General features: G+C 69.8%; 20 protein-coding genes. 13 read left to right on the forward strand and 7 right to left on the reverse strand.

The window, feature by feature from the left end:
• Positions 1-74 precede the first annotated feature (74 nt).
• From tatA to OG266_RS36340, 4 genes are read left to right on the forward strand one after another with little or no spacing between them, the layout of a single operon-like run.
• Positions 75-368, forward strand: coding sequence for a Sec-independent protein translocase subunit TatA (gene tatA / locus OG266_RS36325; protein WP_266467080.1), 294 nt, complete (start codon positions 75-77; stop codon positions 366-368).
• Between the two features lie 47 nt (positions 369-415).
• On the forward strand, positions 416-1366 hold the full coding sequence (gene tatC, locus OG266_RS36330) for a twin-arginine translocase subunit TatC (protein WP_371550923.1): 951 nt from the start codon (positions 416-418) through the stop codon (positions 1364-1366).
• Positions 1367-1397: 31 nt separating this feature from the next.
• Positions 1398-2330 carry a diacylglycerol kinase gene (locus tag OG266_RS36335; protein WP_371550925.1) on the forward strand — a complete coding sequence of 311 codons (933 nt, stop codon included), beginning with the start codon at positions 1398-1400 and terminating at the stop codon, positions 2328-2330.
• A complete protein-coding gene (locus tag OG266_RS36340; RefSeq protein ID WP_371553082.1) occupies positions 2327-5188 on the forward strand; it encodes a DEAD/DEAH box helicase in 2862 nt (953 codons plus the stop codon). Before OG266_RS36335 ends, OG266_RS36340 begins: the two co-directional genes overlap by 4 nt.
• A 174-nt stretch (positions 5189-5362) precedes the next feature.
• Here OG266_RS36340 and atzF read toward each other — a convergent pair whose 3' ends face one another.
• The 4 genes from atzF to OG266_RS36360 all read right to left on the reverse strand — a co-directional run bounded on the left by atzF (position 5363) and on the right by OG266_RS36360 (position 12050).
• Positions 5363-7024 (reverse strand): allophanate hydrolase, encoded by a 1662-nt coding sequence (gene atzF, locus OG266_RS36345; protein ID WP_371550928.1) that lies wholly within the window; start codon positions 7022-7024, stop codon positions 5363-5365.
• 96 nt (positions 7025-7120) lie between these two features.
• Positions 7121-10633: a 5-oxoprolinase/urea amidolyase family protein gene (locus tag OG266_RS36350; RefSeq protein ID WP_371550930.1), complete on the reverse strand. Its 3513-nt coding sequence runs from the start codon at positions 10631-10633 to the stop codon at positions 7121-7123.
• Positions 10630-11229, reverse strand: coding sequence for an urea amidolyase associated protein UAAP2 (locus OG266_RS36355; protein ID WP_266467091.1), 600 nt, complete (start codon positions 11227-11229; stop codon positions 10630-10632). The genes OG266_RS36350 and OG266_RS36355 overlap by 4 nt, the downstream gene beginning before the upstream one ends.
• Positions 11226-12050: an urea amidolyase associated protein UAAP1 gene (locus OG266_RS36360; RefSeq protein ID WP_371550932.1), complete on the reverse strand. Its 825-nt coding sequence runs from the start codon at positions 12048-12050 to the stop codon at positions 11226-11228. Before OG266_RS36360 ends, OG266_RS36355 begins: the two co-directional genes overlap by 4 nt.
• 178 nt (positions 12051-12228) lie before the next feature.
• Between OG266_RS36360 and OG266_RS36365 the strand changes: the two genes are divergently transcribed.
• From OG266_RS36365 to OG266_RS36390, 6 genes are all read left to right on the forward strand, one after another.
• Positions 12229-12855 (forward strand): TetR/AcrR family transcriptional regulator, encoded by a 627-nt coding sequence (locus OG266_RS36365; protein WP_371550934.1) that lies wholly within the window; start codon positions 12229-12231, stop codon positions 12853-12855.
• Positions 12856-13149: 294 nt separating this feature from the next.
• Complete coding sequence (locus tag OG266_RS36370; RefSeq protein WP_371550935.1) at positions 13150-14748, forward strand: ATP-binding protein; 1599 nt, start codon at positions 13150-13152, stop codon at positions 14746-14748.
• Positions 14745-15152 (forward strand): roadblock/LC7 domain-containing protein, encoded by a 408-nt coding sequence (locus tag OG266_RS36375; protein WP_266467101.1) that lies wholly within the window; start codon positions 14745-14747, stop codon positions 15150-15152. The genes OG266_RS36370 and OG266_RS36375 overlap by 4 nt, the downstream gene beginning before the upstream one ends.
• The gene (locus OG266_RS36380; RefSeq protein ID WP_329548663.1) at positions 15149-15622 is read left to right on the forward strand and encodes a DUF742 domain-containing protein; all 474 of its coding nucleotides are present in this window, start codon (positions 15149-15151) and stop codon (positions 15620-15622) included. The genes OG266_RS36375 and OG266_RS36380 overlap by 4 nt, the downstream gene beginning before the upstream one ends.
• Positions 15603-16217, forward strand: a complete 615-nt coding sequence (locus OG266_RS36385; RefSeq protein WP_266467105.1) for an ATP/GTP-binding protein — start codon at positions 15603-15605, stop codon at positions 16215-16217. Before OG266_RS36380 ends, OG266_RS36385 begins: the two co-directional genes overlap by 20 nt.
• Positions 16218-16298: 81 nt before the next feature.
• The gene (locus OG266_RS36390; RefSeq protein WP_371550938.1) at positions 16299-17777 is read left to right on the forward strand and encodes a cytochrome P450; all 1479 of its coding nucleotides are present in this window, start codon (positions 16299-16301) and stop codon (positions 17775-17777) included.
• An 18-nt stretch (positions 17778-17795) separates the two neighbouring features.
• Here the strand turns inward: OG266_RS36390 and OG266_RS36395 are convergent, their stop codons facing one another.
• From OG266_RS36395 to OG266_RS36405, 3 genes are all read right to left on the reverse strand, one after another.
• Positions 17796-18737, reverse strand: a complete 942-nt coding sequence (locus tag OG266_RS36395) for an RluA family pseudouridine synthase (RefSeq protein ID WP_371550940.1) — start codon at positions 18735-18737, stop codon at positions 17796-17798.
• A 124-nt stretch (positions 18738-18861) separates the two neighbouring features.
• The gene (locus OG266_RS36400) at positions 18862-19977 is read right to left on the reverse strand and encodes a terpene synthase (RefSeq protein WP_329548666.1); all 1116 of its coding nucleotides are present in this window, start codon (positions 19975-19977) and stop codon (positions 18862-18864) included.
• Between the two features lie 558 nt (positions 19978-20535).
• Positions 20536-22101, reverse strand: coding sequence for an amino acid permease (locus OG266_RS36405; protein ID WP_329548667.1), 1566 nt, complete (start codon positions 22099-22101; stop codon positions 20536-20538).
• Between the two features lie 276 nt (positions 22102-22377).
• Here OG266_RS36405 and OG266_RS36410 point away from each other — a divergent pair, with 276 nt between their 5' ends.
• The 3 genes from OG266_RS36410 (at position 22378) to OG266_RS36420 (ending at position 25018) form a co-directional block, all read left to right on the forward strand.
• Positions 22378-23025, forward strand: a complete 648-nt coding sequence (locus OG266_RS36410; protein ID WP_371550942.1) for a PadR family transcriptional regulator — start codon at positions 22378-22380, stop codon at positions 23023-23025.
• A gap of 197 nt (positions 23026-23222) precedes the next feature.
• On the forward strand, positions 23223-24245 hold the full coding sequence (locus OG266_RS36415) for an ATP-binding cassette domain-containing protein (protein WP_371550944.1): 1023 nt from the start codon (positions 23223-23225) through the stop codon (positions 24243-24245).
• Positions 24242-25018 (forward strand): ABC transporter permease, encoded by a 777-nt coding sequence (locus tag OG266_RS36420; RefSeq protein WP_266467121.1) that lies wholly within the window; start codon positions 24242-24244, stop codon positions 25016-25018. The genes OG266_RS36415 and OG266_RS36420 overlap by 4 nt, the downstream gene beginning before the upstream one ends.
• Positions 25019-25193: the final 175 nt, after the last annotated feature.

The following is a 25193-nucleotide window of genomic DNA, read 5'->3' on the forward strand; positions in this document are numbered from 1 at the left end:
GCGACGATCGGACACATGTCCGACCGATCGGACAGCCCCCATTCCATGCCGCCTCGGTGAGAAGGTAAAGACTTATGTTCGGAAGGCTCGGCGCTCCCGAGATCATTCTCATCCTCGTCGTCATCATCCTGCTGTTCGGCGCGAAGAAGCTTCCGGACATGGCGCGCTCCCTCGGCAAGTCCGCGCGCATCCTGAAGAGCGAGGCCAAGGCCATGAAGACGGAGGGCCAGGACACGGCCGCCGCTCCGGCCGCCCCGCCGGCCACCGACGAGCAGCCCCCGGCTCAGCGCACCATCCAGGCCGCACCCGGCGACGTGACCAGCTCCCGCCCGGTCACCGAGCCGACGGACTCGACGACCAAGCGCTGACGCAGGGCCGGTGACCTCCGGCCCGCCGCACGAGATGGGAACGTGGGTTGCTGAAGCCTGCCCGCCAGAAGGAGAAGGATCCCGAGGGGCGGATGCCCCTCGCGGAACACCTTCGTGAGCTCCGCAACCGGCTTGCGAAGGCGATGCTGGCCATCGTCGCTGTCACCGTGGTCGCCGCCTTCTTCTACAACGACATCATCAACCTCATCACCAAGCCGATCCTCGACTCCGTCGGCTGTGAGCAGAGCTTCGAGCAGTTGGCGAAGTCGTCTTCCACCGAGCCGTGCGCGCAGATCACCATCAACGGTCTGCTCACCCCCTTCACGCTGGCGCTGAAGGTGTCGCTGACGGCCGGTGTGGTGCTTGCCTCGCCGGTCTGGCTCTACCAGCTGTGGGGCTTCGTCGCCCCCGGTCTGCACCGGCACGAGAAGAAGTACGCCTACGCGTTCGTCGGCACGGGCGCCCCGCTCTTCCTGGGCGGCGCCTACTTCGCCTACACCGTGCTGCCCACCACGGCGAAGGTGCTGCTCGAATTCACGCCGGAAAGCACCTCCAACCTCCTGCCGCTGGACGATCTGCTCGACCTCGTCACGCGCATGGTGCTCGTCTTCGGCCTCTCCTTCGAACTGCCCCTGCTGCTGGTCTTCCTCAACCTCACCGGGGCGATCACCGGCAGGCGGATGCTCGGCTGGTGGCGCGGCATGATCATGGGCATCACGGTCTTCGCGGCCGTGGCCACGCCCAGCACCGACCCGCTGACCATGCTGGCGCTCGCCGGGCCGATCTGGATCCTGTACTTCGGCGCCGTCGCCTTCTCACTGCTGAACGACCGGCGCAGGCGCCGGCGGGACGCCGCGGGACCGGCCGACGACGAGGCCTCCGAACTGGACCTCACGCCCGAGGCCATCGGCGAGGTCGAGACGGTGTCGGCCAGCCGGGCGGCACTGCCGGAGCAGGCGAGCTCGGACCGCGTCAACGGTTATGACGACGTGACCTGACCAAGCGCGGAGAACTCGTAGGGTCAGGCTTGTGACCAGCGAGATCACCCTCTTCGTCAACCCCACCGCGGGACGCGGCCGGGGCGCCCACGCGGCGCAGCCGGCCGCTTCTGCTTTGCGTGCGGCGGGGTTCTCCGTCCGTACGGTCCTCGGCGAGAACGCCGCAGACGCCCTCACGCGCGCGCGTGCAGCCGTCGCGGACGGAACGGGTGCCCTGGTGGCCGTCGGAGGCGACGGCATGGCGAACCTGGCCCTGCAGGCCGTCGCCGGTACGCGCACCCCGCTCGGCCTGGTCGCCGTCGGCACCGGGAACGACTTCGCGCGGGCCCTGGGCCTGCCCGTACGCGAACCGGCGGCCGCTGGGCGGCTGATCGCCGAGGCCCTCAAGGGGGCCCGGCTGCGCGATGTCGACCTGGGGCGGGTCGGCGGCACCTGGTTCGGCACCGTCCTCGCCTCCGGCTTCGACTCCCGGGTCAACGACCGCGGCAACCGCATGCGATGGCCCACCGGCCGCTTCAAGTACGACCTCGCGATGCTCGCCGAACTGGCCGCCTTCAAGCCCTTCCCGTACCGGATCACACTCGACGACGGCAAGGTCCAGGAGGTCGAGGCGACGCTGGTGGCGGTCGGCAACGGACCGTCGTACGGCGGCGGCATGAAGATCTGCGCCGGCGCGGATCTGGAGGACGGGCTGTTCGACATCACGGTGGTCGGGGACTGCAGCCGTACGACCCTGCTCAAGGTGTTTCCGAGGGTCTACCGGGGTACGCATCTCGATCATCCGAAGGTCGCCGTGTACCGGGCGGCGAAGGTGGAGCTTGTCGCCGAGGGCGTCACGGGGTACGCGGACGGGGAGCCGTTCGGCCCGCTGCCGCTCACTGCTGAGTGTGTGCGGTGCTGCGCGGGTGGCGATTCCCTGAGCTGCGGGGATTCCGGGTTTCACAGGTGCGGATCCGGATATTGATCGTCCTGTTGTCAGTGCCTCCCGGTAGTCTCGAAAGCACGATGACAGAGGACCTCTCCCCGGCCGAGCGGTACGCGGCAGCACGGAAGCGCGCTGTCGAGCAGGCCACCGCGCTCGCCTCCTTCCGCGAGATGTACGACTTCGGCCTCGACCCCTTCCAGATCGAGGCCTGCCAGGCGCTCGAGGCGGGCAAGGGTGTGCTTGTCGCCGCGCCCACCGGCTCCGGCAAGACGATCGTCGGCGAGTTCGCCGTCCACCTCGCCCTCCAGCAGGGCAAGAAGTGTTTCTACACGACGCCGATCAAGGCGCTCTCCAACCAGAAGTACGCCGATCTGTGCCGCCGTTACGGCGCGGACAAGGTTGGCCTCCTCACCGGTGACAACAGCGTCAACTCCGAGGCTCCGGTGGTCGTGATGACCACCGAGGTGCTGCGCAACATGCTGTACGCGGGCTCGCAGACCCTCCTCGGACTCGGTTATGTAGTGATGGACGAGGTGCACTACCTCTCCGACCGGTTCCGGGGCGCCGTCTGGGAGGAAGTGATCATTCACCTCCCCGAGTCGGTGACGCTGGTGTCGCTCTCGGCGACGGTGTCGAACGCGGAGGAGTTCGGCGACTGGCTGGACACCGTGCGCGGCGACACCCAGGTGATCGTCTCCGAGCACCGGCCCGTGCCGCTCTTCCAGCATGTGCTGGCCGGGCGCCGGATGTACGACCTCTTCGAGGAGGGCGAGGGCCACAAGAAGGCCGTCAACCCCGACCTCACGCGCCTCGCGCGGATGGAGGCGAGCCGTCCGTCGTACCAGGACCGCAGACGGGGCCGCGCCATGCGCGAGGCGGACCGGGAGCGCGAGCGCAGACAGCGCTCGCGTGTGTGGACGCCGAGCAGGCCCGAGGTCATCGAGCGGCTGGACGCCGAAGGGCTGTTGCCCGCCATCACGTTCATCTTCAGCCGCGCGGCCTGTGAGGCCGCCGTCCAGCAGTGCCTGTACGCGGGCCTGAGGCTGAACGACGACGATGCGCGTGTGCGAGTGCGCGAACTCGTCGAGGAGCGCACGGCCTCCATCCCGACCGAGGACCTGCACGTCCTGGGGTACTACGAGTTCCTCGAGGGCCTGGAGCGCGGCATCGCGGCCCACCACGCGGGCATGCTGCCGACGTTCAAGGAGGTCGTCGAGGAGCTGTTCGTACGCGGCCTGGTGAAGGCGGTGTTCGCGACCGAGACCCTCGCCCTTGGCATCAACATGCCCGCCCGCTCGGTGGTGTTGGAGAAGCTCGTCAAGTGGAACGGCGAACAGCACGCCGACATCACACCCGGTGAATACACCCAGCTGACCGGTCGCGCCGGACGCCGCGGCATCGATGTCGAGGGCCACGCCGTGGTGTTGTGGCAGCGCGGCATCAGCCCCGATCACCTGGCGGGACTCGCGGGCACCCGCACGTATCCGCTGCGCTCCAGCTTCAAGCCGTCGTACAACATGGCGGTCAACCTGGTCGAGCAGTTCGGGCGGCACCGCTCGCGCGAGCTCCTCGAGACGTCCTTCGCGCAGTTCCAGGCCGACAAGTCGGTCGTCGGGATCTCCCGGCAGGTGCAGCGCAACGAGGAGGGGCTCGACGGCTACAAGGAGTCGATGACCTGCCACCTCGGGGACTTCGAGGAGTACATGGGGCTGCGCCGCGAGCTCAAGGACCGCGAGACCGAGCTGGCCAAGCAGGGCGCGGCGCAGCGGCGCGCGGAGGCGGCCGTCGCGCTGGAGAAGCTCAAGCCAGGCGATGTCATCCACGTCCCGACCGGCAAGTACGCGGGGCTCGCCCTGGTGTTGGACCCCGGGCTGCCCGCCGGCCGGTCGAACGGGCACCGGGGCTTCGAGCAGCATGACGGCCCGCGCCCACTGGTGCTCACCGCCGAGCGCCAGGTGAAGCGGCTCGCCTCGATGGACTTCCCGGTGCCGGTCGAGGCGCTGGAGCGGATGCGCATCCCGAAGTCCTTCAACCCGCGCTCGCCGCAGTCCCGCCGCGACCTGGCGTCCGCGCTGCGCACCAAGGCCGGGCACATCGTCACGGACCGGCACCGCAAGAAGCGGGCCGAGGCCGCCGACGACCGCGAGATCGCCCGGCTGCGCACGGCGATCCGGGCGCACCCCTGCCATGGGTGCAACGACCGGGAGGACCACGCCCGTTGGGCCGAGCGTTATCACCGGCTACTGCGTGACACCTCGCAGCTGGAGCGGCGTATCGAGGGCCGGACGAACACCATCGCCCGCACCTTCGACCGCATCGTCGCGCTTCTCACCGAGCTCGACTACCTGCGGGGCAACGAGGTCACCGAACACGGCAAGCGGCTCGCGCGGCTGTACGGCGAACTCGACCTGCTCGCCAGCGAATGCCTCCGTGCCGGGGTCTGGGAGGGGCTCAGCCCTCCCGAACTCGCCGCCTGCATCTCGGCGTTGGTGTACGAGTCGCGGGTCGCCGACGACGCGATGGCGCCGAAGGTGCCGTCGGGCAAGGCGAAGGCCGCGCTGGGCGAGATGGTGCGGATCTGGGGGCGGCTCGACGCCCTTGAGGAGGACTTCGGGATCACCCAGACCGAGGGGGTCGGGCAGCGCGAGCCGGATCTCGGGTTTGCCTGGGCCGCGCACGAGTGGGCCTCCGGCAAGGGGCTCGACGAGGTGCTGCGGGAGGCGGAGATGCCTGCGGGTGACTTTGTGCGCTGGTGCAAGCAGGTCATTGATGTGCTGGGGCAGATCTCGGCCGCGGCGCCCGTTTCCGGGGCGGCCGGGTCGAGTGTCGCCAAGAACGCGCGTAAGGCGGTGGATGGGCTGCTGCGGGGGGTGGTGGCTTACTCGTCGGTCGGGTGACCGGGTGACCGGGTGTGGGGGGCGGGGGAGTTTTTTCGCCCCCTCCGCCCCTACCCTTCCCGTTCTTCTGGGGCTCCGCCCCAGGCCCCGCCAGGGGGCGCTGCCCCCTGGACCCCCGCCAGGGGCTGCGCCCCTTGGATCCCCGCTCCTCAAACGCCGGAGGGGCTGAAAATCTCAGCTGCGGGCCCGGAGGTATGCGCGCCAGCCTCCGTATGTCGTGATGTCCTCGGCTCCTTCGAGTGCGGACGGTTCGCAGAGGAAGCCGGGGACGTGACTGCCGTCGGTGAGTTCGACGCGGCCCAGGGTCATCGGGCGGGGGAGCTCGGCGAGCAGGTGTCCTAGGCCCTCGGCGGGGAGTCGCCATACTTCGGCCTCGATGGCGGCGCCGGGGTCTTCCGTGCCGACGTGGACCAGGCCCGGCTTGGGCGGTGTGGTGGACAGGGCGTGCAGGCGGTAGACGGGTGCCGTGGTTGTCGTACGTTCCAGTTCCGCGCCCAGGGAGAGGAGCTGGGGGTTGAGTGGCTGGCCGGACAGGTGCGCGCCAAGCACCGCGATCCGGAGCTGCGGCTCCAGCAGGCCCGCGATCCGGGCGAGACGTTCGTCGGTGAACGCCGGGCCGATCAGCATCACGCCGAAGGGCAGGCCGTCCACCATGCCCGCGGGGACGGCTACCGCGGCCAGGTCGAAGAGGTTCGTGGAGTTGGTGAAGCGGCCCAGGCGGGCGTTGGCGCCCAGTGGGTCGGCGGCGACCTCGGCGAGGGTGGGGTGGCCGGGGGCCGTCGGCAGCAACATGGCGTCCGCGTCGCCGAGTTCGGCGAGGGCGCGGGTGCGGAGGTCCGTCAGGCGGTCCTGGTCGGCGTACAACTGGTGGGCCGGGATGTCCCGGGCCCGGGTGATGATCCCGGCGACGGTCGGGTCGAGCCCCTCACCGCCCTCAGTGATCAACTTGTCGACAAAGCTCCCCACGGCTGTGTAGCGCTCGGCGACGAACGCGCCCTCGTAGAGCATCGCGGCGGCCTCGGTGAACGGGGTGAGGTCGAGGGTGCGCAACTCGGCGCCCGCCGCGGTGAGTTGCGCCACGGCCGCTTCGTACGCCGCCGCCCAGCCCTTGTCCAGCTCTCCGAGCTGTTCGGGTGCGGCGACGGCGATGCGCCATGGGCCGGGCGTCCGCTGGGGGAGTGCCGGGAGGTCGCGTCCCGAGGGGGAGGTCATGTACGCGAGGGCCTGCTCGGCCTCCGGGAGCGTACGGGCGAAGACGGTCACGCAGTCGAGGGAGGCGCAGGCGGGGACGACGCCGGTCGTCGGCACCAGGCCGCGGGTCGGCTTGAGGCCGACGATGCCGTTGAAGGCGGCGGGGACCCGGCCCGAGCCTGCGGTGTCCGTGCCGAGGGCGAGGTCGACGATTCCCAGGGCCACGGCGACGGCCGATCCGGAACTCGAGCCGCCGCTGATTCTGGCCGGGTCGTAGGCGTTGCGTACGGCGCCGTGGGGGGAGCGGGTGCCGACCAGGCCGGTGGCGAACTGGTCCAGGTTCGTGGTGCCGAGGACGATCGCGCCGGCGGCTCGGAGGCGGGCGACTGCGGGCGCGTCGCCTTCTGGGGTGTACGCGTATGCCGGGCAGCCGGCGGTGGTCTTGAGGCCTGCCACGTCGATGTTGCCCTTCGCGGCGAGGAGCTTGCCTGCGAGGGGGAGGTGCTCGCCTGCGGCGACGCGTTCGTTGATGGTCCTCGCCTCTTGGTCGACCTCCGCCTGGGGGCGGAGGTCGATCCAGAGCTCGGGGCGGTCGGTGGCCTCGATGCGGGCGTATGCCCTCTGGACTCGGGTGACGGCTGACATCGGTGCTCCTTATCGTTCGGGTGCGGGGCGGTGGGTGGTCTGTGCCCACCCGTTCCGCCCTGCGGAACGCCTGCCCACAGACGGCCAGGCGGGATATCAGGTCACCGGCGCCAGCACCATCAGTGCTGTTCCCGCCTCCACCTGGTCCCCCGGTTTTGCGAGAATCTCGGTCACCACGCCGTTCATCGGGGCGGGGACCCTGGACTCCATCTTCATGGCCTCCAGGGCCAGGAGGGGCTGGCCCTGGGTCACCTTGTCGCCGGGGCGGACGTTCAGCTGCCAGACCGAGGCGGCGAATTCGGCTTCTATCAGGCGGCCGCCCTCGGGGACGGTCACCTCGGTAGGGGGAGCCGCGGGGGCCGACACGGACTCCGCCCGGGTGAACTCGCCCGCTGCTTCCCACGCGTCCCGCTCCGCGGAGAACGCGCCGCCCTGCCGGGCCCGGAACTCCGCGATGGAGCCGGCGTTCTCGGCGAGGAAGGACTCGTACGCGGCGAGGGAGAACTCGCCCTCCTCGATCCGGGGGACGAAGCGGCCGGAGATGATGTCGGCGCGCAGGTCGAGGAGTTCGTCGGGTTCGACGGGGTACCACTTGACGCGGTCGAAGAAGCGCAGCAGCCAGGGCGAGCCCGGCTCGAACGCGCCGCGCTGCTGCCAGGGCGACCACACCTGGGTCGTACGGCCGACGAACTGGTAGCCGCCTGGACCCTCCATGCCGTAGATGCAGAGGTAGGCGCCGCCGATGCCGACCGAGTTCTCGGCGGTCCAGGTGCGCGCCGGGTTGTACTTGGTGGTGACCAGGCGGTGGCGCGGGTCCAGCGGTGTCGCCACCGGCGCGCCCAAGTAGACGTCGCCGAGGCCCAGTACGAGGTACTCCGCGTCGAAGACCGTCCGGTACACGTCGTCCACCGAGTCGAGGCCGTTCACGCGGCGGATGAACTCGATGTTCCAGGGGCACCAGGGCGCGTCGTCGCGGACGCCCGCCATGTAGCGGGCGATCGCCTCGCGGGTGGCCGGGTCGTCCCAGGAGAGGGGGAGGTGGACGGTGCGGGAGGGGACGACGAGTTGGTCGCTCGGTGGGAGCGTCGCCACGATCTGCCGTACGGCCGCAAGGAGTTCGCGCTGCGGGAGCCGCCGCGGATCCGTCTGGATCTGCAGGGAACGGATGCCCGGGGTGAGGTCCGTGACCCCGTCCAGTGCGGCGCCCGCCACCGCCTCCATCAGCGCGTGCACCCGCATGCGCAGGGCCAGGTCCAGCTGCATGGGACCGAATTCGACCAGCAGGTTGTCGTCGCCGCTGCGCCGGTACGTCACGTCGCCGTCCCGCGCGAGTACGCCGCCGTCGACGATCGCGGCCCGCGGCGAGCCGTCGTCGGCGACCGGCTCGAACCGCACCGAGTCACCGGGGCGCAGTTGCCCGAGCTTCCAGCGCTCCGAGCTGACGACCGTCGCGGGGCAGACGAAGCCGCCGAGCGAGGGACCGTCCGGGCCGAGCAGCACCGGCATGTCGCCGGTGTAGTCGACGGCGCCCACCGAGTAGGGCGTGTCGTGGATGTTGGACGGGTGCAGCCCCGCCTCGCCGCCGTCCTTGCGAGCCCAGCGGGGCTTCGGACCGACCAGCCGTACGCCCGTGCGCGCCGAGTTGAAGTGGACCTTCCAGTCGGCGGCGTAGAACTCGTGGATGTCCTCCTCGGTGAAGAACTCCGGTGCGGCATGCGGGCCTTCGAGCGCGCCGATGTGCCAGCGCGCCCCGAAGACCGGTCGGTCGGCAGCCGCCACCGCAGTGCCCGGGACCACCGCGCCCCCGTGCAGCACATCTCCCGTCCGCAGCGTCCGTCCACCGTGCCCGCCGAACCGGCCAAGGGTGAAGGTGGACGCGCTGCCCAGGAACGCGGGCAGGTCCAGGCCGCCGCCCGCGAAGAGCACGTACGTGCGCAGACCGTGCTGGGTGGGGGTGCCGACCTCCAGGACGGACCCCGCCGGCACCGTGACCGGCTCCCACTGCGCGGCCGTCGTGCCGTCCACGGTGACCGCCGCCGGAGCACCCGTCACGCAGACGGTCGTGGCGTGCGTGAAGCGCAGGGCCGGTCCCTGAAGGGTGCACTCCAGACCGGGTGCCCCTTCGTGGTTGCCGAGGGCCCGGTTGCCGAGCCGGAAGGACAGGTCGTCCATCGGGCCGCACGGCGGCACCCCGACCTGCCAGTAGCCCGTGCGGCCGGGCCAGTCCTGGACGGTGGTGAGCGTGCCGCCCGAGACGACCTCGACGCGCGGTGTCGGATCGGAGACGGCGGCGAGCGTCGCCGTCGAATGCGTCGCGGCCCGGAAGGAGCTGTCCGACAGTGCCGCGCGCACCAGCCCGAGGTTCGTCTCGATGCCGTCGACGCGGGTCCTGGCCAGCGCCTCGTCGAGCCGTTCCAGCGCGTGGGCGCGGTCCGAGCCGTACGCGATGACCTTCGCGAGCATAGGGTCGTACGAGGTCGTGACCTCCGTCCCCGTCTCCACCCAGCCGTCGACCCGGACCCCGCCGGGGAACTCGACGCGCGTCAACAGGCCTGCACTGGGCCGGTGTTCGCGCGAGGGGTCCTCGGCGTACACCCGTGCCTCGACGGCATGACCGCGGGGCGCCCCCGGGTCCCGTACGACATCGGACTCGCCGCGAGCCAGCCGCAGCATCCAGGCGACGAGGTCGACTCCGTAGATCTCCTCGGTGACCGGATGCTCCACCTGGAGACGGGTGTTGACCTCCAGGAAGTACGCCTCCTGGCGGGCGGCGTCGTACACGAACTCGACGGTTCCGGCCGAGCGGTAGCCGACCGACGCGCACAAGTCGCGTGCCGCCGAGGCGAGTTGCTCGCGTACAGGGGAGGGGAGCCCGGGCGCGGGAGCCTCTTCCAGCACCTTCTGGTTGCGGCGCTGGAGCGAGCAGTCGCGGTCGCCGAAGGTGACCACGCGGCCCCGGCCGTCGCCGAAGACCTGTACCTCCACATGGCGGGCCCGTTCCACCAGCCGTTCCAGGAACACCCCGGCCGAGGAGAAGGAGGCCGCGGCGACGCGCTGCACGCTCTCCCAGGCCTCGGTCAGTTCATCGGCTGAGCGACATGCCGACATACCGATGCCACCGCCACCGCCGGTGGCCTTGAGCATCACGGGATAGCCGATGCGGTCGGCTTCGAGCAGGGCTTCAGCGAGGTCGGAGAGCAGTCCTGTGCCCGGTGCCAGGGGCACTCCGGCCGCCTGAGCCGCCGCCCGCGCCGTGTGCTTCGCCCCGAACAGCTCCAGCTGCTCCGGCGTCGGCCCCACGAACACGATCCCCGCCTCCTCGCAGCGCCGTGCGAAGTCCGCGTCCTCGGAGAGGAAGCCGTACCCGGGGTGGATCGCCCCGGCGCAGGTCTCCTTCGCCGCCTTGAGTACGAGGTCGGCGTCGAGGTACGACTCCTTGGCGGGCGCGGGTCCGAGCCGTACCGCCTCGTCGGCCAGCCGTACGTGCGGTGCCGAGCGGTCCGGGTCGGAGTACACCGCCACCGTACGCAGGCCGAGTTCGCGGGCCGTCCGGATGATCCGGACCGCGATCTCGCCCCGGTTGGCGACGAGCAGCGTGTCGAAGGTCATTCCGGAGCCCCAAGGGTCATCTGGACCGCGGTCGGCTCGAAGCCGTTGCAAGGGTTGTTGATCTGGGGGCAGTTGGAGACGAGTACGAGCACATCGCGTTCGGCGCGCAAGGTCAGCTTCAGCCCCGGGGCCGAGATGCCGTCGACGATGCCGAGGGTGCCGTCCTTCTCGACCGGCACGTTCATGTACCAGTTGATGTTCGAGACCAGATCCCGCTTGCCCAGCCCGTACTTGGCGCCCTCCGCGAGGAAGTTGTCCACGCACGCGTGCTGCGACCAGGTGTGATGCCCGTACCGGAGCGTGTTCGACTCCTTGGAGCAGGCGCCGCCGACCGTGTCGTGCCTGCCGACCTCGTCCTCGACGACCGTCATCAGCGGGGTGTGCTCGTTGGACATGAGCACACTGCCGGTGGTGAGGAAGAGGTTGCCCTGCGCGTGGATCGTGTCCGGCGCGCTGTACCGGACGGCCGTGTCGTGGGCGTCGTACACCAGGAAGTCGACGGCCTGGTTGCCGTGCAGGTCGGTGATGGTGAGCGTGCCGCCCTCGGGCACGACGGCGGACCAGGCGGCGCGGGCCGGTACTTCCACGGTCTTCATATGAGCCCCCTCGCGGCAAGGAATTCGGCGGTGTTCAGGAAGGCGCGGCGGCCCTCGGGCGTGGCTTCCCACAGCGGATCGCCCGCCTTGGTCGCCTCCGAGCGCCAGGCGAGCACCTCCAGCGGGGAACTGACGTACTCCGGACGGGGATCGGCCGGATGCGGCACGTTCGCGATCAGCACGGTGACGTCCTGCTCGGCGCGCAGGGTCACGCTGCCGCCCGGACCGGCCGAGCCGGTGAAGTCGAGGGAGCCGTCGTCGCGTACCGCCACGCCCTGGAAGAAGGAGAGCGAGGGCGGCAGATCGCGCGGTTCGAGTCCGTTCTTGGCCGCGGCCAGCTTGAAGAGCTCGCGCCCGGCCGGGGACGCGGACTGCGGCGTCCCGTCCCCGTACCGCGCGGTGTTGCGTACGAGCGTGGAGGTGCCGCACAGCGCGTCGTGCCGCCCGGAGGTGTCGGCGATCAGCGAGGCGAGCACGCGGCCCTGGTCGGACAGGAGGAGCTGACCCTCGCCCAGGTACGCGTTCCACTGGACCTTGACCGTGTCCGCCACATTCAGGCGCTCCCACGGGCGGTCGGCGGCGTGCAGGAGCAGATGCGCGCAGGCGTCGCCGGTCAGGTCGGTGAGGCGCAGTTCGGTGCCGCGGGCCAGCACTCTGTGCGTGTAGTTGCCGCCGGCCACGGTCTCCGCCCACACCAGGTGGCCGGCCTCGCAGGGCGGCGTGGGCCAGCCGCTGGCCGGGACGACGGGCATGGCCTCGGCGCGGGTCCCGTCCTGGGAGCGGGCGTGGGCGCGTGCTCCGTATGGGGTTGCTGTCGCCATCGCGGGTCCTCCGGCTCCGGGGTTTCGGTCGAGCGACGTTGTTTCCGTCGCTCGCCATTTCTGTCGCTCGACAGAAATTAGGAGCGGAGCGGGTCGACGCCGTGTCTCGTGCGTTGCCGTCCGGTTACCGATCCCTCACGGTGATCGCCGCGTGACCCGGTGTGCGAGGATCGAACACATGGGAACCGGTGGTGGACGACGGGTCGGCCGGCCGCGTGCGGCTCAGCGGCCGGACAGTGGTCTGTCGCCGCGTGACGAACTGCTCGACGCGGCCGCCGAGTTGTTCACGACCCGTGGATACGCCGCCACGACCACCCGGGCCGTCGCCGAACGGGCGGGCATGCGGCAGGCGTCGATGTACCACTACGTCTCCGGCAAGGAGGAGCTGCTCGCCGAGCTCCTGGAGTCCACGGTCACGCCCTCGCTCACCCTCGCCCGGGAACTCCTCGCCGACGACGCGACCCCGGCCGAGGACCGGCTGTGGGAGCTGTGCCGCACGGACGTCGAGCTGCTTTGCGGCGGCCCGCACAACCTGGGCGGTCTCTATCTGCTGCCCGAGGTGCGCGCCGAGGGCTTCGCCGGCTTCCGTGCCGTACGGGCCGAACTGAAGGACACCTACCGGCAGTTGCTCGCCGCGACGGCCGCGGGGGGCGCGCTCGCCAAGAGTGAGCTGGATCTGCGGACGGATCTGCTGTTCGGCCTCATCGAGGGTGTGATCCTCGTGCACCGCTCCGATCCGGAACGGCCGGTGTCCGCGTTCGCCGAGGCCACCGCGGACGCGGCGCTGCGCATCGCCGGAATCTGACCAACGGGCCCGCGCGGGGGCGGTTTCGCATGCCCGTACGCCGTCACGCACCGTGTGCGAATGAAGCCTCAGTGTGCAAATGGAGCCGAGGGTACTCCTGTCGCGTGGGCGATTTCAGGTGCTTGCTGAATATGACACGGCGTTGATCCGGTCGGACTAAGCTCGCCCGCAGCGCACCGAGTTGAGATGTATTCGTGCGCTTGTTCCCAAAAGTTCCGAAGATTCAGTTTGAACCATGCCGTTTCCCCCACAAACCTCCCCGATCCCCCAGTCGACTTGTCTCAGAGGGCATACATGGTGAGTGTTCAATCGCCTCCCGGTGGCCGTGAACTTCCCTACGCGCGCGTGCTGTTGCTGCCGGCCATAGTGATGGCCGCGGCGACCGGAGCCGCCGTCGCCATGGTGACGGACCCGGCCCGGGCCGCCGTCGGCTGGTGCGGAGCCATCGCGACGCTCCTGGTCATCGTGATCGGCGCCGAAGCCGTACGGCGTGGCCGCGTCGCCCGCGATCTGCGCGCCGATCTGGTGCACCGCACCTCATATCTGGAACAGCGCATCGCGGCCCACGATCAGGAGACCCTGCACTTCTCCCGCGAGGTCCTGCCTGTCGCGCTGAACCGACTGCACGCGGGTGCATCCCCCGCGGAGGTGGTTCGCAGCCTCCATCGGACCGATCCGGAGCTCGGCGAACTCGCCGAGGCGCAGGGCGACTTGCTCGGCAACGTGCTCAGGATGATCGACAGTGAGGAAGCGATGCGCGACTCCGCGCAGCGCGCCTTCGTCAACATCGCCCGGCGCGTCCAGGCGATCGTCCACCAGCAGAACAAGGAACTGCGCGAGATGGAGGAGGACCACGGGCGCAACCCCGAGGTCTTCGACGACCTGCTGCGCATCGACCACGGCACCGCGCTGATCGGCCGCCTCGCCGACTCCATCGCGGTGCTCGGCGGTGGCCGTCCCGGACGTCAGTGGCCCGAGCCCGTACCGCTGTTCAGCGTGTTGCGCGGCGCGATGTCGCGCATCCTGGAGTACCGCCGCATCGAGCTGCACAACGTCGTCGAGGTCGCCGTCAACGGCGTGTCCGTCGAACCGATCATCCACGCCGTCGCCGAACTCCTCGACAACGCCACGCGCTACTCGCCGCCGCACACCAGGGTGCACGTCACCGCCATCGAGGTGCAGACCGGCATCGCCATCGAGATCGAGGACGGCGGCGTCAGCCTGAGCGATGAGGCCCGCGGAAAGGCCGAGGATCTGCTCCGGCAGGCCGCCCTCGGTGTCGACTTCGACGCCCTCGGCGCGAACCCGCGGCTCGGCATGGCCGTCGTCGGCCGGCTCTCGAAGATGTACAACATGCAGGTCTCGCTCAGGCAGTCCGCGTACGGCGGTGTCCGCGCCGTCCTCGTCGCGCCCCGGGACATGCTCACCACCGACGACGCCCCCGGTCTCGCGCACGGCGTCGGCATCGCCTCCGTCCCGACCATGGACACGGGCGGGGTCGAGGGCCCCAACCGCAAGCCCAAGAAGCGCCGCCCGACCACCGGCCCCCGGCTCACCACTCCCAACGGTGACTCCCAGGAGGACGACGTCCCCCAGGTCACCGAGTGGACGGCCAACGGCCTGCCGCAGCGCCGCAGCCGCGTCAAGGTCTCCTTCCACCAGCGGGCCGCCGATGCCCGCGCGGATGCCGAGGCGGCCGAGCGCGCCGCTGCGGCGGCCGCCGCCACGCCCTCGTGGGCGGCACCCGTCCCGGAGGAGAAGGAGCCCGAACCCGGCCTGTGGGTCGAGGCGTTCATGGAAGGGCTCAAGGGCGACCCGGACCCGGCCGCCGCAACCGGCACGACGATCAAGCCGGCCCCTGTCGAGGCCGACGACGAAGGGGACCCCAAGTGATCCAGCAGCGAGCCAACTTCGACTGGATGCTCAAGGAACTCGCCGACGGGGTACCCGGCGTCCAGCAGATCGTGGTGCTCTCCGCCGACGGGCTGCGCATCGCGCGGTACGGCGGCGACCCGGACGCCGCCGACCGAGTCGCCGCCGCCTGCGCGGGCCTGCAGAGCCTGGCCGGAGCCGTCGCCAGCGAGATCCCCAACAGCGACGGCCGGATGCGCATGGTCATCATCGAGATCAACGGCGGCTACTTCTACCTGATGTCGGCGGGGCCCAACGCCTATCTCGCGGTCCTCGCCAACCAGACCGCGGAGCCCGGACTGATGAGCAACCGCATGCGCGACCTCGTCGTCCGGATCGGAGCCCATCTGACGAGTCCGCCGCGGCGCAACGGGCAGACCGTATGACTCCTCCGCAACGCCGACGGCGCTACCCCAAGGAAGAACCCGCGGGACCCCCCATCGAGGGAATCGAGGGACTTCTCAACGAGGACCCCTCCCAAGAGGGACCCTCGAACGAGGGATCTCCGAAGGACGGCCAGGACCGGAAGAACCCCGAGCGCCTGTATCTGCTCACAGGCGGGGCCGAGGGCGGCGACCGGGCCGCCCTCGACCTGGTCACGTTAATCGTGGCGCGCGCCGAGGCGCCGCCGTCCAACGCCCAGCCGGAGAAGTCGGCGCTGGTCCGGCTCTGCACGGCTCCACTGTCCGTGGCCGAGATCTCGGCCTATCTCAGTCTGCCGGTCAGCGTGGTGACCGTGCTGCTCACCGAGCTGCTGGCGGCCGAACTGGTGCAGGCGCGCGCCCCGATCGTCCGCTCGGCGCTCCCTGAACGTTCCCTCCTCGAAGCGGTGATGCATGGACTTCAAAAGCTCTGACACCATCACGGGCCCTCGCGCCGAGGACCATCTGCCGCACACGATCCAGGCAGCCGTGAAGATCGTCATCGTCGGGGGCTTCGGAGTCGGCAAGACGACCATGGTGGGCTCCGTCAGCGAGATCAAGCCGCTGACCACGGAGGAGACCATGACGCAGGCCGGGATCGGAGTCGACGACAACTACGGCTCCGAGACCAAGACGGCCACCACCGTCGCCATGGACTTCGGCAGGATCTCCATCACCGAACAGCTGGTGCTCTACCTCTTCGGCACACCGGGCCAGGAACGCTTCTGGTTCCTCTGGAACGGCCTCTTCGAGGGAGCACTCGGCGCGGTCGTCCTGATCGACACCCGCCGCCTGGAGGTCAGCTTCGACGTGATCGGCCGCCTGGAGGAGCGCGGGGTGCCGTTCGTCGTCGCCATAAACGACTTCCCGGACGCGCCCCGCTATCCGGTCGAGGAACTGCGGACCGCGCTCGACCTCTCCGAGGACATCCCGATCATCAAGTGCGACGCGCGCCGCAGGGCCTCCAGCCGGGATGTCCTGATGACGCTGATGCGCTTCCTGCACTCGCTGGCCATGACGCGCACCTGAGCCCCCCGTACGTGCCGAATCCGTACGCAGATACGCCAACTCCCAAGACACCGGATCCACTTCAGTTTCGGAGCGATCACCGTGACGCCTGAATCCCACTCCCCGACCAGTACGGACGACCCCACGCTCGGCCCGCCGCCCGGCTGCCCCGCCCACAGCCGCGGTCCCGGCGGAGTGCGCCGGCTGTACGGCCCCGGCGCCGAGGACCTGGGAGCCGTGTACGAGGAACTGCGGGCCGAGCACGGCTCGGTGGCCCCGGCGCTGCTCCATGAGGACGTGCCGATCTGGGTCGTGCTCGGCCACGGCGAGAACATGCACATGGTGCGGAACCCCTCGCACTACTGCAAGGACAGCCGGTTGTGGACTCCCATGCAGGACGGCACGGTCAAGCCCGACCACCCGCTCATGCCGCACTTCGCCCGGCAGCCCATCTGCTGCCACACCGAGGGCGACGAGCACCTGCGGCTGCGTGGCGCGGTCACCGGCGCCATGTCGACCATCGACCACCGAGGCATCCGCCGCTACATCAACCGCGCGACCCAGCACCTCGTCAACCAATTCTGTGAGGAGGGCAGCGCCGACCTGGTCAGCCAGTTCGCAGAGCACCTGCCGATGGCGGTGATGTGCGAGATCCTCGGCATGCCCGACGAGTACGGTGACCGGATCGTGCAGGCCGCCCGCGACATGCTCAAGGGCACCCAGACCGCGATCGCCAGCAACCAGTACGTCATGGATGCCCTGATGCGGCTCACCGCCCGCCGCCGGGCCGAGCCCAAGGGCGACTTCACCAGCCACCTCATCAACCACCCGGCAGGGCTCGACGACGAGGAGATCGGCCAGCACTTGCGCGTGGTCCTGATCGTCGCGTACGAGAGCACCGCCAACCTCCTCGCCAACGTGCTGCGGGAGGTGCTCACCAACCCGGGGTTCCGCGCTCAGCTCAACGGCGGCCAGATGACGGTGCCCGAGGCGGTGGAGCAGTCCCTGTGGGACGAGCCGCCGTTCAGCACTGTTTTCGCCTACATCGCCAAGCAGGACACCGAGCTGGGCGGCCAGCACATCCGCAAGGGTGACGGACTCCTCCTCGGCATGGCACCGGGCAACGTCGACCCGCGGGTCCGGCCCGACCTCAAGGTCAACATGCAGGGCAACCGCTCCCATCTCGCCTTCAGCGGCGGTCCCCACGAATGTCCGGGCCAGGACATCGGCCGCGCCATCGCCGACGTCGGCGTCGATGCGTTGCTGACCCGCGTGCCGGACATCCAACTCGCCTGCGGGGAGGACGAGCTGAGCTGGCGGTCGTCCGTCGCGAACCGGCACCTGGTGGAACTGCCGGTGAAGTTCACGCCGAAGCCCCAGCAGGACGTCATGCAGCGGCCTTCCATCAACCCGGTGCCGCCGCAGCGCCCGAACAACTGGCAGGTCAGCACGGAGCAGCCACAGCCCACGGCTCCGGAACCCGCCATCCGGGCCGGCGAGCCCACGCCGGCGACGGCGCCCGCACCGGCCCGCCGTCCGGGTGTGTTCCGGCGCCTCCTGCGCTGGTGGCGCGGCGACTGAGACGACCGGTCACCGGGGCTACCCCGCCCACTCCTCGTACGACGACCAGGCCCGCAGCACACGCGGGCTGACGAACCGGTGCTCGCGCCCCGTGACCGGATCGGTGAACTCCAGGACCCGCGCCAGCAGTTGGAGCGGACGTCGGAAGTCACCGGCCGGAACGGGGCCGGTGACCGCCGGATAGAGGGGATCGCCGAGGATCGGCACCCCCAACGCGCTCATGTGCACCCTCAGCTGGTGCGTCTGCCCGGTGCTCGGCATCAGCCGGTACCGGGCACGCTCGTGCTCGTGCTCCAGCAACTCGACCCGGCTGACGGCATTGGGCTCGCCCTCGACCTCGCGGGCCGCCAAGACCCCGCGCTCCTTGACGATCCGGCTGCGCACGGTGCGGGGCAGGGCCAGCCCAGGGTCGTACGGCGCCACGGCCTCGTACTCCTTCGTCACCTGCTTGTCCCGGAACAGGGACTGGTACGCGCCGCGCTCCTCGGGCCGCACGGTGAACAGCACCAGCCCGGCCGTCAGCCGGTCCAGCCGGTGCGCCGCGCCAAGCGTCGGGATGTCCAGCTGCCTGCGCAGCCGCGCCAGGGCCGTCTCGGCGACATGGCTGCCACGCGGGGTGGTGGCCAGGAAGTGCGGTTTGTCGGCCACCACGAGGTGCTCGTCCCGGTATATGACGTCGACCGCGAAGGGCACCTGCTCCTCGGCGGGCAGCTCCCGGTGGAACCAGACGAACATCCCTGGTTCGTACGCCAAGTCCCGTGGCACCGGACGCCCGGTGACGTCCACGATCTGCCCCGCGTCGAGCATTTGGTCGATCACCCCGGCCCCGGCCGCGAGCCGCGCCACGAGATGATCCCGCACGGTCGCCCACGCGTCCCCGGCCGGCAACCGCACCCGTACCGGATCCACCCCGTCGCGCTGCGGCAGGGGAGAGGGCGGGAGCGGGGTACGGCGTCTCATCATGATCAAGCATACGAGGGGCGTGACGGGCCGGGCTCGCTCTCCATCGCCCGGCCGTTCTTGTGCCGCAGGTCAGAGAGCTGCCCCTCGACGCCACCAGCTCCCTGACCCGCTCCGGGTTGGTTTACGCAACCGCTGTGGCTGCGTTGTGGCGGTCCCCGCAGTGTGGGCAGACACCGGCGATGGCCGAGTAGTGTGCGTCGGCCCTTGTTCGGTCATGGGTGGGACCATGGGGCCCTGTCCTAGGGGTAGGGCGTCCCACGCGATTGTTGTGTCGTCCGGTGAGGGTGTGCCATTCGAGATTTCCCCGCATCCAGTGCCGCAGTCCGGCGAGGTAGCGGGTGAGTTCGGGCGAGGCATTGCGCGCGACGTCGGGTTCCAGACGCAGATACGCACGCATGAGGCGGTCGTGGAGCTCGCCGGTCGCGCACATGCTCCGTTCGAGAGACCATCCGTGGCGTGCGGAGAGCACGGTGGGCAAGCTGTGGCTCCCGATGTCAGCGCTCTCCTTGGCCACCGAGTACAGGTCGTTCACCAGCATGATCATCAATGAGGCGGCGAGCGACAGGGACCGGACACCAGGTTCTTCCCAGTCACGGACAGGTAGTTCGTAGCCGCCGACGACATCGATCAGCACCAGGCAGGCCATGGCCCCGTTGTACTTGCGATGGGCCAGGTACTCCGCGGGATCGGGAGCGTGCCCGGCGTTGCGCCATCCGTTTTCCGCCGCCATTGCCAGGAACGTGGCGATGGTCTCGTGGCGCAGACGGCCTACTTGCGCCGGGGTGCCCAAGCGTGTGATGTGTTCCGCGGTCTCGCGGAGCGCACGCGCCACTGGGTCACTGCCGACAAAGCCCTCGGTCGCGGGGCAGTCGGGCAGCCGGGAGCCGTTCTCCAGCGCGGTCAACGACCCCGCGAGCCGTGAGGCGCTCATGGCGAGGCTGACGCCTTCGATTCTCTCGTCGCAATAGTGGTCGTCCGCGGCGAACAGGGCGGTTATGTTGCGGGCCGCGAGCATCAGGTGATCGTGGTCGACTGCGTCAGGGTGCGTGAACGCGGCGAACGTGCCGAACCGGTAGCCGTTCAGCTCGGTCCGCTGTCCCGGGAAGAGATCAAGGCTCAGCGCCCACGCGACGATTTCCTCGTCCGCCTTGCGAGCCGCTGTCTCGTCGCATGTGACCGGAAATGGGCACAACACGCTCGGCACTGACAATTCCCGCGCGGAGTTGTTGCTCTTCATGCATCTATGGTGCGATGCGCGGGTCCCGCTGGGGAATGGCTGGTTCTGGCCACAATGGCAGCGATTCCCAGGCCCCTTCCCCTCGCAGCAGCACCGACCGTCCCTGACGCATCGGATTTCGTGCTGGATTCAGGCAGGGTGGCCGACCTTGACCGAGGCCGCAATTTCTACGATGCGGCGGGCCTGGTACCGGGCAGCCCGGCACGGCCACCTCGCTGGATGGGCCATCGCCAGCCACGTGGGAGGCGCCGTAAGAATTGCCTGACTGAAACTGGATGGGGTCGGAGTAGCCGGGGGCACGACAATGCCGCCCCAGTGGTAGAACGTGGGTCGGCCGGCCGGTGCCGTAGCCGTACGCGAGTCGGCCCCGCCGGGTGGGATTCCGGCGGGGCCTTTCGTCATGAGGTGGGCTCCTGCCCCTACTTGCGCGCAGTCACAGCACCCTCGTGCCGAGGATGCTGCCGAACTCGCCGCCTGCCAGGCCCGCGACGCCGCGTGGCACCACGCCCGACAGGTACACGAGCCTCTGGCCGACGGGTGAGGACGTCGCCGCGGACGCTATGGAGTCGGTGTTGGGAGGGGTTCCGCAGGGGCAAGTTCTGGCGCCGAGTGCCCTCGTTGTGCACTGACAGCCCTCCACAGGAAGCCGAGTCCTACTGTGACCAGCAAGAACAGAATGGTGAACCACTGGAAGTACCAGTGCCCGCCCGCCGGGTCGTACACCGCCGCGCGGGGCCAGGCGAGGTTGACGGTCATGAAGAGGCCGTAGACGAGGGCGATCGCGTTGACCGGGATGCCCCAGCGGCCGAGGGAGAAGAGGGGGCGGCCCTCCTCGTCGACGCCGTCCGGGCCGGGGAACTGTCCGCGCAGGCGTCGCACCAGCAGGGGCCCGGTGACCATCGCGTACGCCAGGTACAGCATCACGATGCAGGTGGTGCCGATGGCCAGGAAGGCCTCCGGGGAGGCGAAGTTGAGGAGTAGGACCGCTGCCGCGAGGACGCCGACGACCAGGGCCGGGGCGTTCGGCATACCCGTGCGCGGGTTGACCTTGGCGAGGCGGGCGGAGAAGGGGAGCCGGCCGTCGCGGGCCATGGAGAAGAGCATCCGGGAGGCGGCCGTCTGGATCGCCAGGGTCGCCACCGCGATGGCCACCACCACGTCGGCGAGCAGGGCGCGGCCGACCCCGTCGCCGAGGGTGCTGGTCAGCACGTAGCTCAGGCCTTCGATGCCGAGTCGCCCGTCCGTGAGGCTGGGGGCGGCGAGCAGTCCGCCGAGGACGATCAGACCGCCGAGCAGGCCCGCCGCGCCGAGCGCGGTGAGGATCGTACGGGGTGCGGTACGGCGTGGATCGCGGGTCTCCTCGCTCATCTCGCCCGCGCTGTCGAAGCCGATCATCACGTATGCCGCCATGAAGGAGCCCACCATCAGCGCCCCGAAGAGGCCGGTGCTGCCCTCGGCGGTGTGGAAGGTGATGCCGGGGGAGCGCTCGGAGTGGGTGAACAGGAGCACGATGATCAGGGCTGCGCCGATGATCTCGGCGGTCACACCGACCCGGTTGATCACGGACATCACCCGGTTGTCGAGGACGTTCACCAGCGTGGTCAGGACGAGCAGGATCACGCCGAAGACCGCCGCGTTGGCCGCGCCGTCGGCACTGGTGGGCGTCGGATCGCTGCCCACCAGCTGGAAGCCCGACCAGATCGCCGGCAGCACCATCTGCAGCGCGAGCGCCGCCGCCGCGACCACCACGATCTGCCCGATCACCATGATCCAGCCGGCGAACCAGCCGAAGGAGAGGTTCGAGAGCCGCGAGGACCACTGGTAGATCGCGCCCGAGATCGGATAGCGCGCGGCCAGCTCCGCGAAGCACGCGGCGACCATCAACTGGCCCACCAGGACGGCCGGCCAGGTCCAGAAGAAGACGGGGCCGCCGAACGCGTACCCGAAGGCGAAGAACTGGAAGACGGTCGTCAGTACGGAGATGAAGGAGAACCCGGCGGCGAAAGAGGCGTACCGGCCGAGGCTGCGGTGCAGCTCCTGGCGGTAGCCGAACTCGGCGAGGGAGCCGTCGCCGGGGGACTCGGGAGGGTCGGGGCGGACGTCGGAGGGGGCGGTGGTCGTCACGTGGCACCTGCCTTCGGCGCGGAAGGGTGGGCGGAATTCCTGTCGGGTGACAGAAATTAGGGAGGGCCTGTTTCGCTCGCGTGACGTGGCCATGTCTGGGGCGGGCCTAAGTCCTCACGCCCTCGCGTCGGGAGTCCTCACGCCCTCGCGTCGGGATCGGAAACGCCCAAGCACCCTTGCGCCCGGCTTCGAATCGCGATACATCGTGTCTATTGACGACTCCCCGGAGACACGATATGTTCGGCCACGGATATTCGGAGACGAGGTGAGGTCGTCATGGCCCTGAAACGGCGCAAGCTGAGCAACCCGCTGGCGCTTGCCGTGATGACGACCCTCCTGCAGAAGCCGATGCATCCGTACGAGATCGCCCAGACGCTGCGCCGCCAGGGCAAGGACACCAGCACGAAGATCAACTACGGATCGCTCTACACGGTGGTGCAGAACCTGGAGAAGCACGGCTTCGTCGAGGTCACGGACGTGGAGCGACAGGGCAACCGCCCGGAGCGCACGATCTACGGCATCACCGACTCCGGGCGCCAGGAGATGACCGAGTGGCTCTCCGACCTGATGGCCGTCCCGGCGCGGGAGTACCCGATCTTCGAGACCGCGCTCTCGCTGATGGGCGCGCTGCACCCCGACGAGGTGACGCGCCTGCTCGAAGAGCGGCTCAACTCCCTCGAGGTGCAGGCCGCGAGCGGCCGGGGAGCGCTGGAGAAGCTGTACGAGTCGCTGCCCCGGATCTTCCTCGTGGAGACCGAGTACCAACTGCACATGGTCGAGGCGCAGGCGGAGTGGGTCCGCGGCTTCCTCGGTGAGATCAAGGCAGGCGCCCTGCCCGGCGTGCAGGCATGGCGGAGCTTCCACGAGACCGGGGAGATGCCGTCGGAGTTCCAGGACTTGGAGGACCGCCCCATCGACGAGTGACCCGATATGAACAGACCCCGGCAGGGCTGTTGGAGCAGCCCCGCCAGGGTCTCGAACCCCGAACCGGACCCGCGGTGAGGCAGGCCAGGCGATCGAGGTGCGGCACACCCAGGATAGCCCGGCGCTCTTCACGCGGATCGGTCCACATCCGCTGCCTGCGGATGTGCAGTCGTCCGCTCACAAGGAGAGCAGTCGTCATGAATACCCGTGCGCCCGCAGTGCAGGCGCGTCAGCTGATCAAGACCTATCCCGGTGACGTCACCGCCCTGCGCGGCATGGACGTGACCGTCGAGGCGGGCACCGTCTTCGGGCTGCTCGGCCCGAACGGCGCCGGCAAGTCCACCACCGTCAAGATCCTCACCACCCTGGCCCGCCCCGACTCGGGCACCGCCACCGTCGCGGGCCACGATGTGCTGCGCCACCCGGACCGGGTGCGCCGTGCGATCGGCGTGGTCGCCCAGAGCTCCGGCGCGGACCCGGTGGCGACCGGCCGGGAGAACCTTCAACTCCAAGGCAGGCTCTACGGGTTGAAAGGCGCCGACCTGGGCCGCCGGGTGGACGAGCTGCTCGGCCGCTTCAAGCTCGCGGACGCGGCGAAGCGCCCGGTCAAGGGCTACTCGGGTGGCATGCGACGCCGCCTCGATGTCGCCCTCGGCCTGGTTCACCACCCCGAGGTGCTCTTCCTCGACGAGCCGACCACCGGCCTGGACCCCGAGGCGCGCACGGCGATGTGGGACGAGATCGCCCGCCTCGCCGGTGACGAGGGGCTGACCATCCTGCTGACCACGCACTACCTCGAAGAGGCCGACCGGCTCGCCGAGCGCATCGCCATCGTCGACCGGGGCCGAGTGGTCGTCGAGGGCACACCGGACGCCCTCAAGGGTGAACTCCGCGGGGACGCCGTCCACTTGGAGCTGCGCGAAGCGATCGGCGAAGCCGGTCGTACGCTGCTGAACGGCGCTCTCACCCAACTGGGAGGCGTGCACGAGGCGTTGTTCGACGGGCGCCGGATCAGTGTCCGCGCCGACGACGGTGCCTCCGCGATGCCCGCCCTGCTCGGGGCACTTGAGCGGGCCGGGGTCGGCGTCGCCGCCGCGACTGTGGCCCGGCCCTCGCTCGACGACGTCTATCTCCGCTACGCGGGCCGCCGTTACTCCGAGGCGGAGGCCGAAGCGGCCGACTCCACCGGTAACCTTGCCCTCGCCGGAGGTGCGCGATGAGCACCGCCGTCTCCCAGACCTGGTACATGACGCAGCGTCAACTCATGGTGTTCGTAAGGCAGCCGGCCTTCCTGCTGATCACGCTGATCCAACCGGTGGTCTGGCTGTTCCTGTTCGGCAACCTCTTCAAGAAGGTCGTCGAGCTGGGCGGCTTCGGCACCACTTCGTATCTCGACTACCTCGTCCCCGGCGTGGTCGTGATGAGCGCGCTCAGCTCCAACATGTGGGCGGGCATGACCACGCTCGACGAGATCCAGCGGGGCACGCTCAACAGGTTCCTGACCACGCCCGTCAGCCGGGCGGCCCTGATGAACGGCAATGTGGTCAACAACGGCCTGGTCACCGCGTTGCAGTCGGTCATCATCGTGCTGCTCGGACTGCTCGGCGGCGCGGACTATCCGGGCGGGACCGGCGGCGTCCTCATCCTGATCGTCGCCTCGGTGCTGCTCGGCACGATCTTCGGGGCGCTGTCCAACGCGCTGGGCATGCTGGTCCAGGAGCGCGAATCGATCATCGGCATCAACACGTTCCTGCTGCTGCCGCTGACGTTCCTGTCCACGGCGTTCATGGCACCGTCCCAGATGCCCGGCTGGATGCGGCACATCGCCGACTTCAACCCGCTCAACTGGGCGATGGTGGCGGGCCGTTCGGCGCTGTCCGCGGACCCCGACTGGGGAGACGTGCTCAGCCGGGGCGGTGCGCTGCTCGCGCTGGCGGTCGCGGCGGTGTGGCTGTCGATCCGGACGTTCAGGTCGTACCAGCGGGCGGTCTAAGCAGGTCGGGCGAAGTCCGCTGCGGTTCGGCAGCGCCCTGAAGGGGCGCGGGGAACTGCGCGACCAGCCACGACGGCGCCGCAGACGAGCAAGGGCACATCGTGGCACTTCCAGCGGAGCGCTCAGCACGCGCTGCGCTGGTACGAGGCTTGTCCCGTACGGCGGTTCAGGAGGC

This window comes from Streptomyces sp. NBC_00554, assembly GCF_041431135.1.
Lineage (GTDB): Bacteria > Actinomycetota > Actinomycetes > Streptomycetales > Streptomycetaceae > Streptomyces.

What these genes read in the sequence shown, in the direction of transcription:
- tatA (WP_266467080.1), top strand. Translation starts at nt 75, where the DNA reads ATGTTCGGAAGGCTCGGCGCTCCCGAGATCATTCTCATCCTCGTCGTC.
- atzF (WP_371550928.1), bottom strand. Translation starts at nt 7,024, where the DNA reads ATGTCAGCCGTCACCCGAGTCCAGAGGGCATACGCCCGCATCGAGGCC.
- OG266_RS36350 (WP_371550930.1), bottom strand. Translation starts at nt 10,633, where the DNA reads ATGACCTTCGACACGCTGCTCGTCGCCAACCGGGGCGAGATCGCGGTC.
- OG266_RS36355 (WP_266467091.1), bottom strand. Translation starts at nt 11,229, where the DNA reads ATGAAGACCGTGGAAGTACCGGCCCGCGCCGCCTGGTCCGCCGTCGTG.
- OG266_RS36360 (WP_371550932.1), bottom strand. Translation starts at nt 12,050, where the DNA reads ATGGCGACAGCAACCCCATACGGAGCACGCGCCCACGCCCGCTCCCAG.
- OG266_RS36365 (WP_371550934.1), top strand. Translation starts at nt 12,229, where the DNA reads ATGGGAACCGGTGGTGGACGACGGGTCGGCCGGCCGCGTGCGGCTCAG.
- OG266_RS36370 (WP_371550935.1), top strand. Translation starts at nt 13,150, where the DNA reads ATGGTGAGTGTTCAATCGCCTCCCGGTGGCCGTGAACTTCCCTACGCG.
- OG266_RS36380 (WP_329548663.1), top strand. Translation starts at nt 15,149, where the DNA reads ATGACTCCTCCGCAACGCCGACGGCGCTACCCCAAGGAAGAACCCGCG.
- OG266_RS36385 (WP_266467105.1), top strand. Translation starts at nt 15,603, where the DNA reads ATGGACTTCAAAAGCTCTGACACCATCACGGGCCCTCGCGCCGAGGAC.
- OG266_RS36395 (WP_371550940.1), bottom strand. Translation starts at nt 18,737, where the DNA reads ATGAGACGCCGTACCCCGCTCCCGCCCTCTCCCCTGCCGCAGCGCGAC.
- OG266_RS36400 (WP_329548666.1), bottom strand. Translation starts at nt 19,977, where the DNA reads ATGAAGAGCAACAACTCCGCGCGGGAATTGTCAGTGCCGAGCGTGTTG.
- OG266_RS36410 (WP_371550942.1), top strand. Translation starts at nt 22,378, where the DNA reads ATGGCCCTGAAACGGCGCAAGCTGAGCAACCCGCTGGCGCTTGCCGTG.
- OG266_RS36415 (WP_371550944.1), top strand. Translation starts at nt 23,223, where the DNA reads ATGAATACCCGTGCGCCCGCAGTGCAGGCGCGTCAGCTGATCAAGACC.
- OG266_RS36420 (WP_266467121.1), top strand. Translation starts at nt 24,242, where the DNA reads ATGAGCACCGCCGTCTCCCAGACCTGGTACATGACGCAGCGTCAACTC.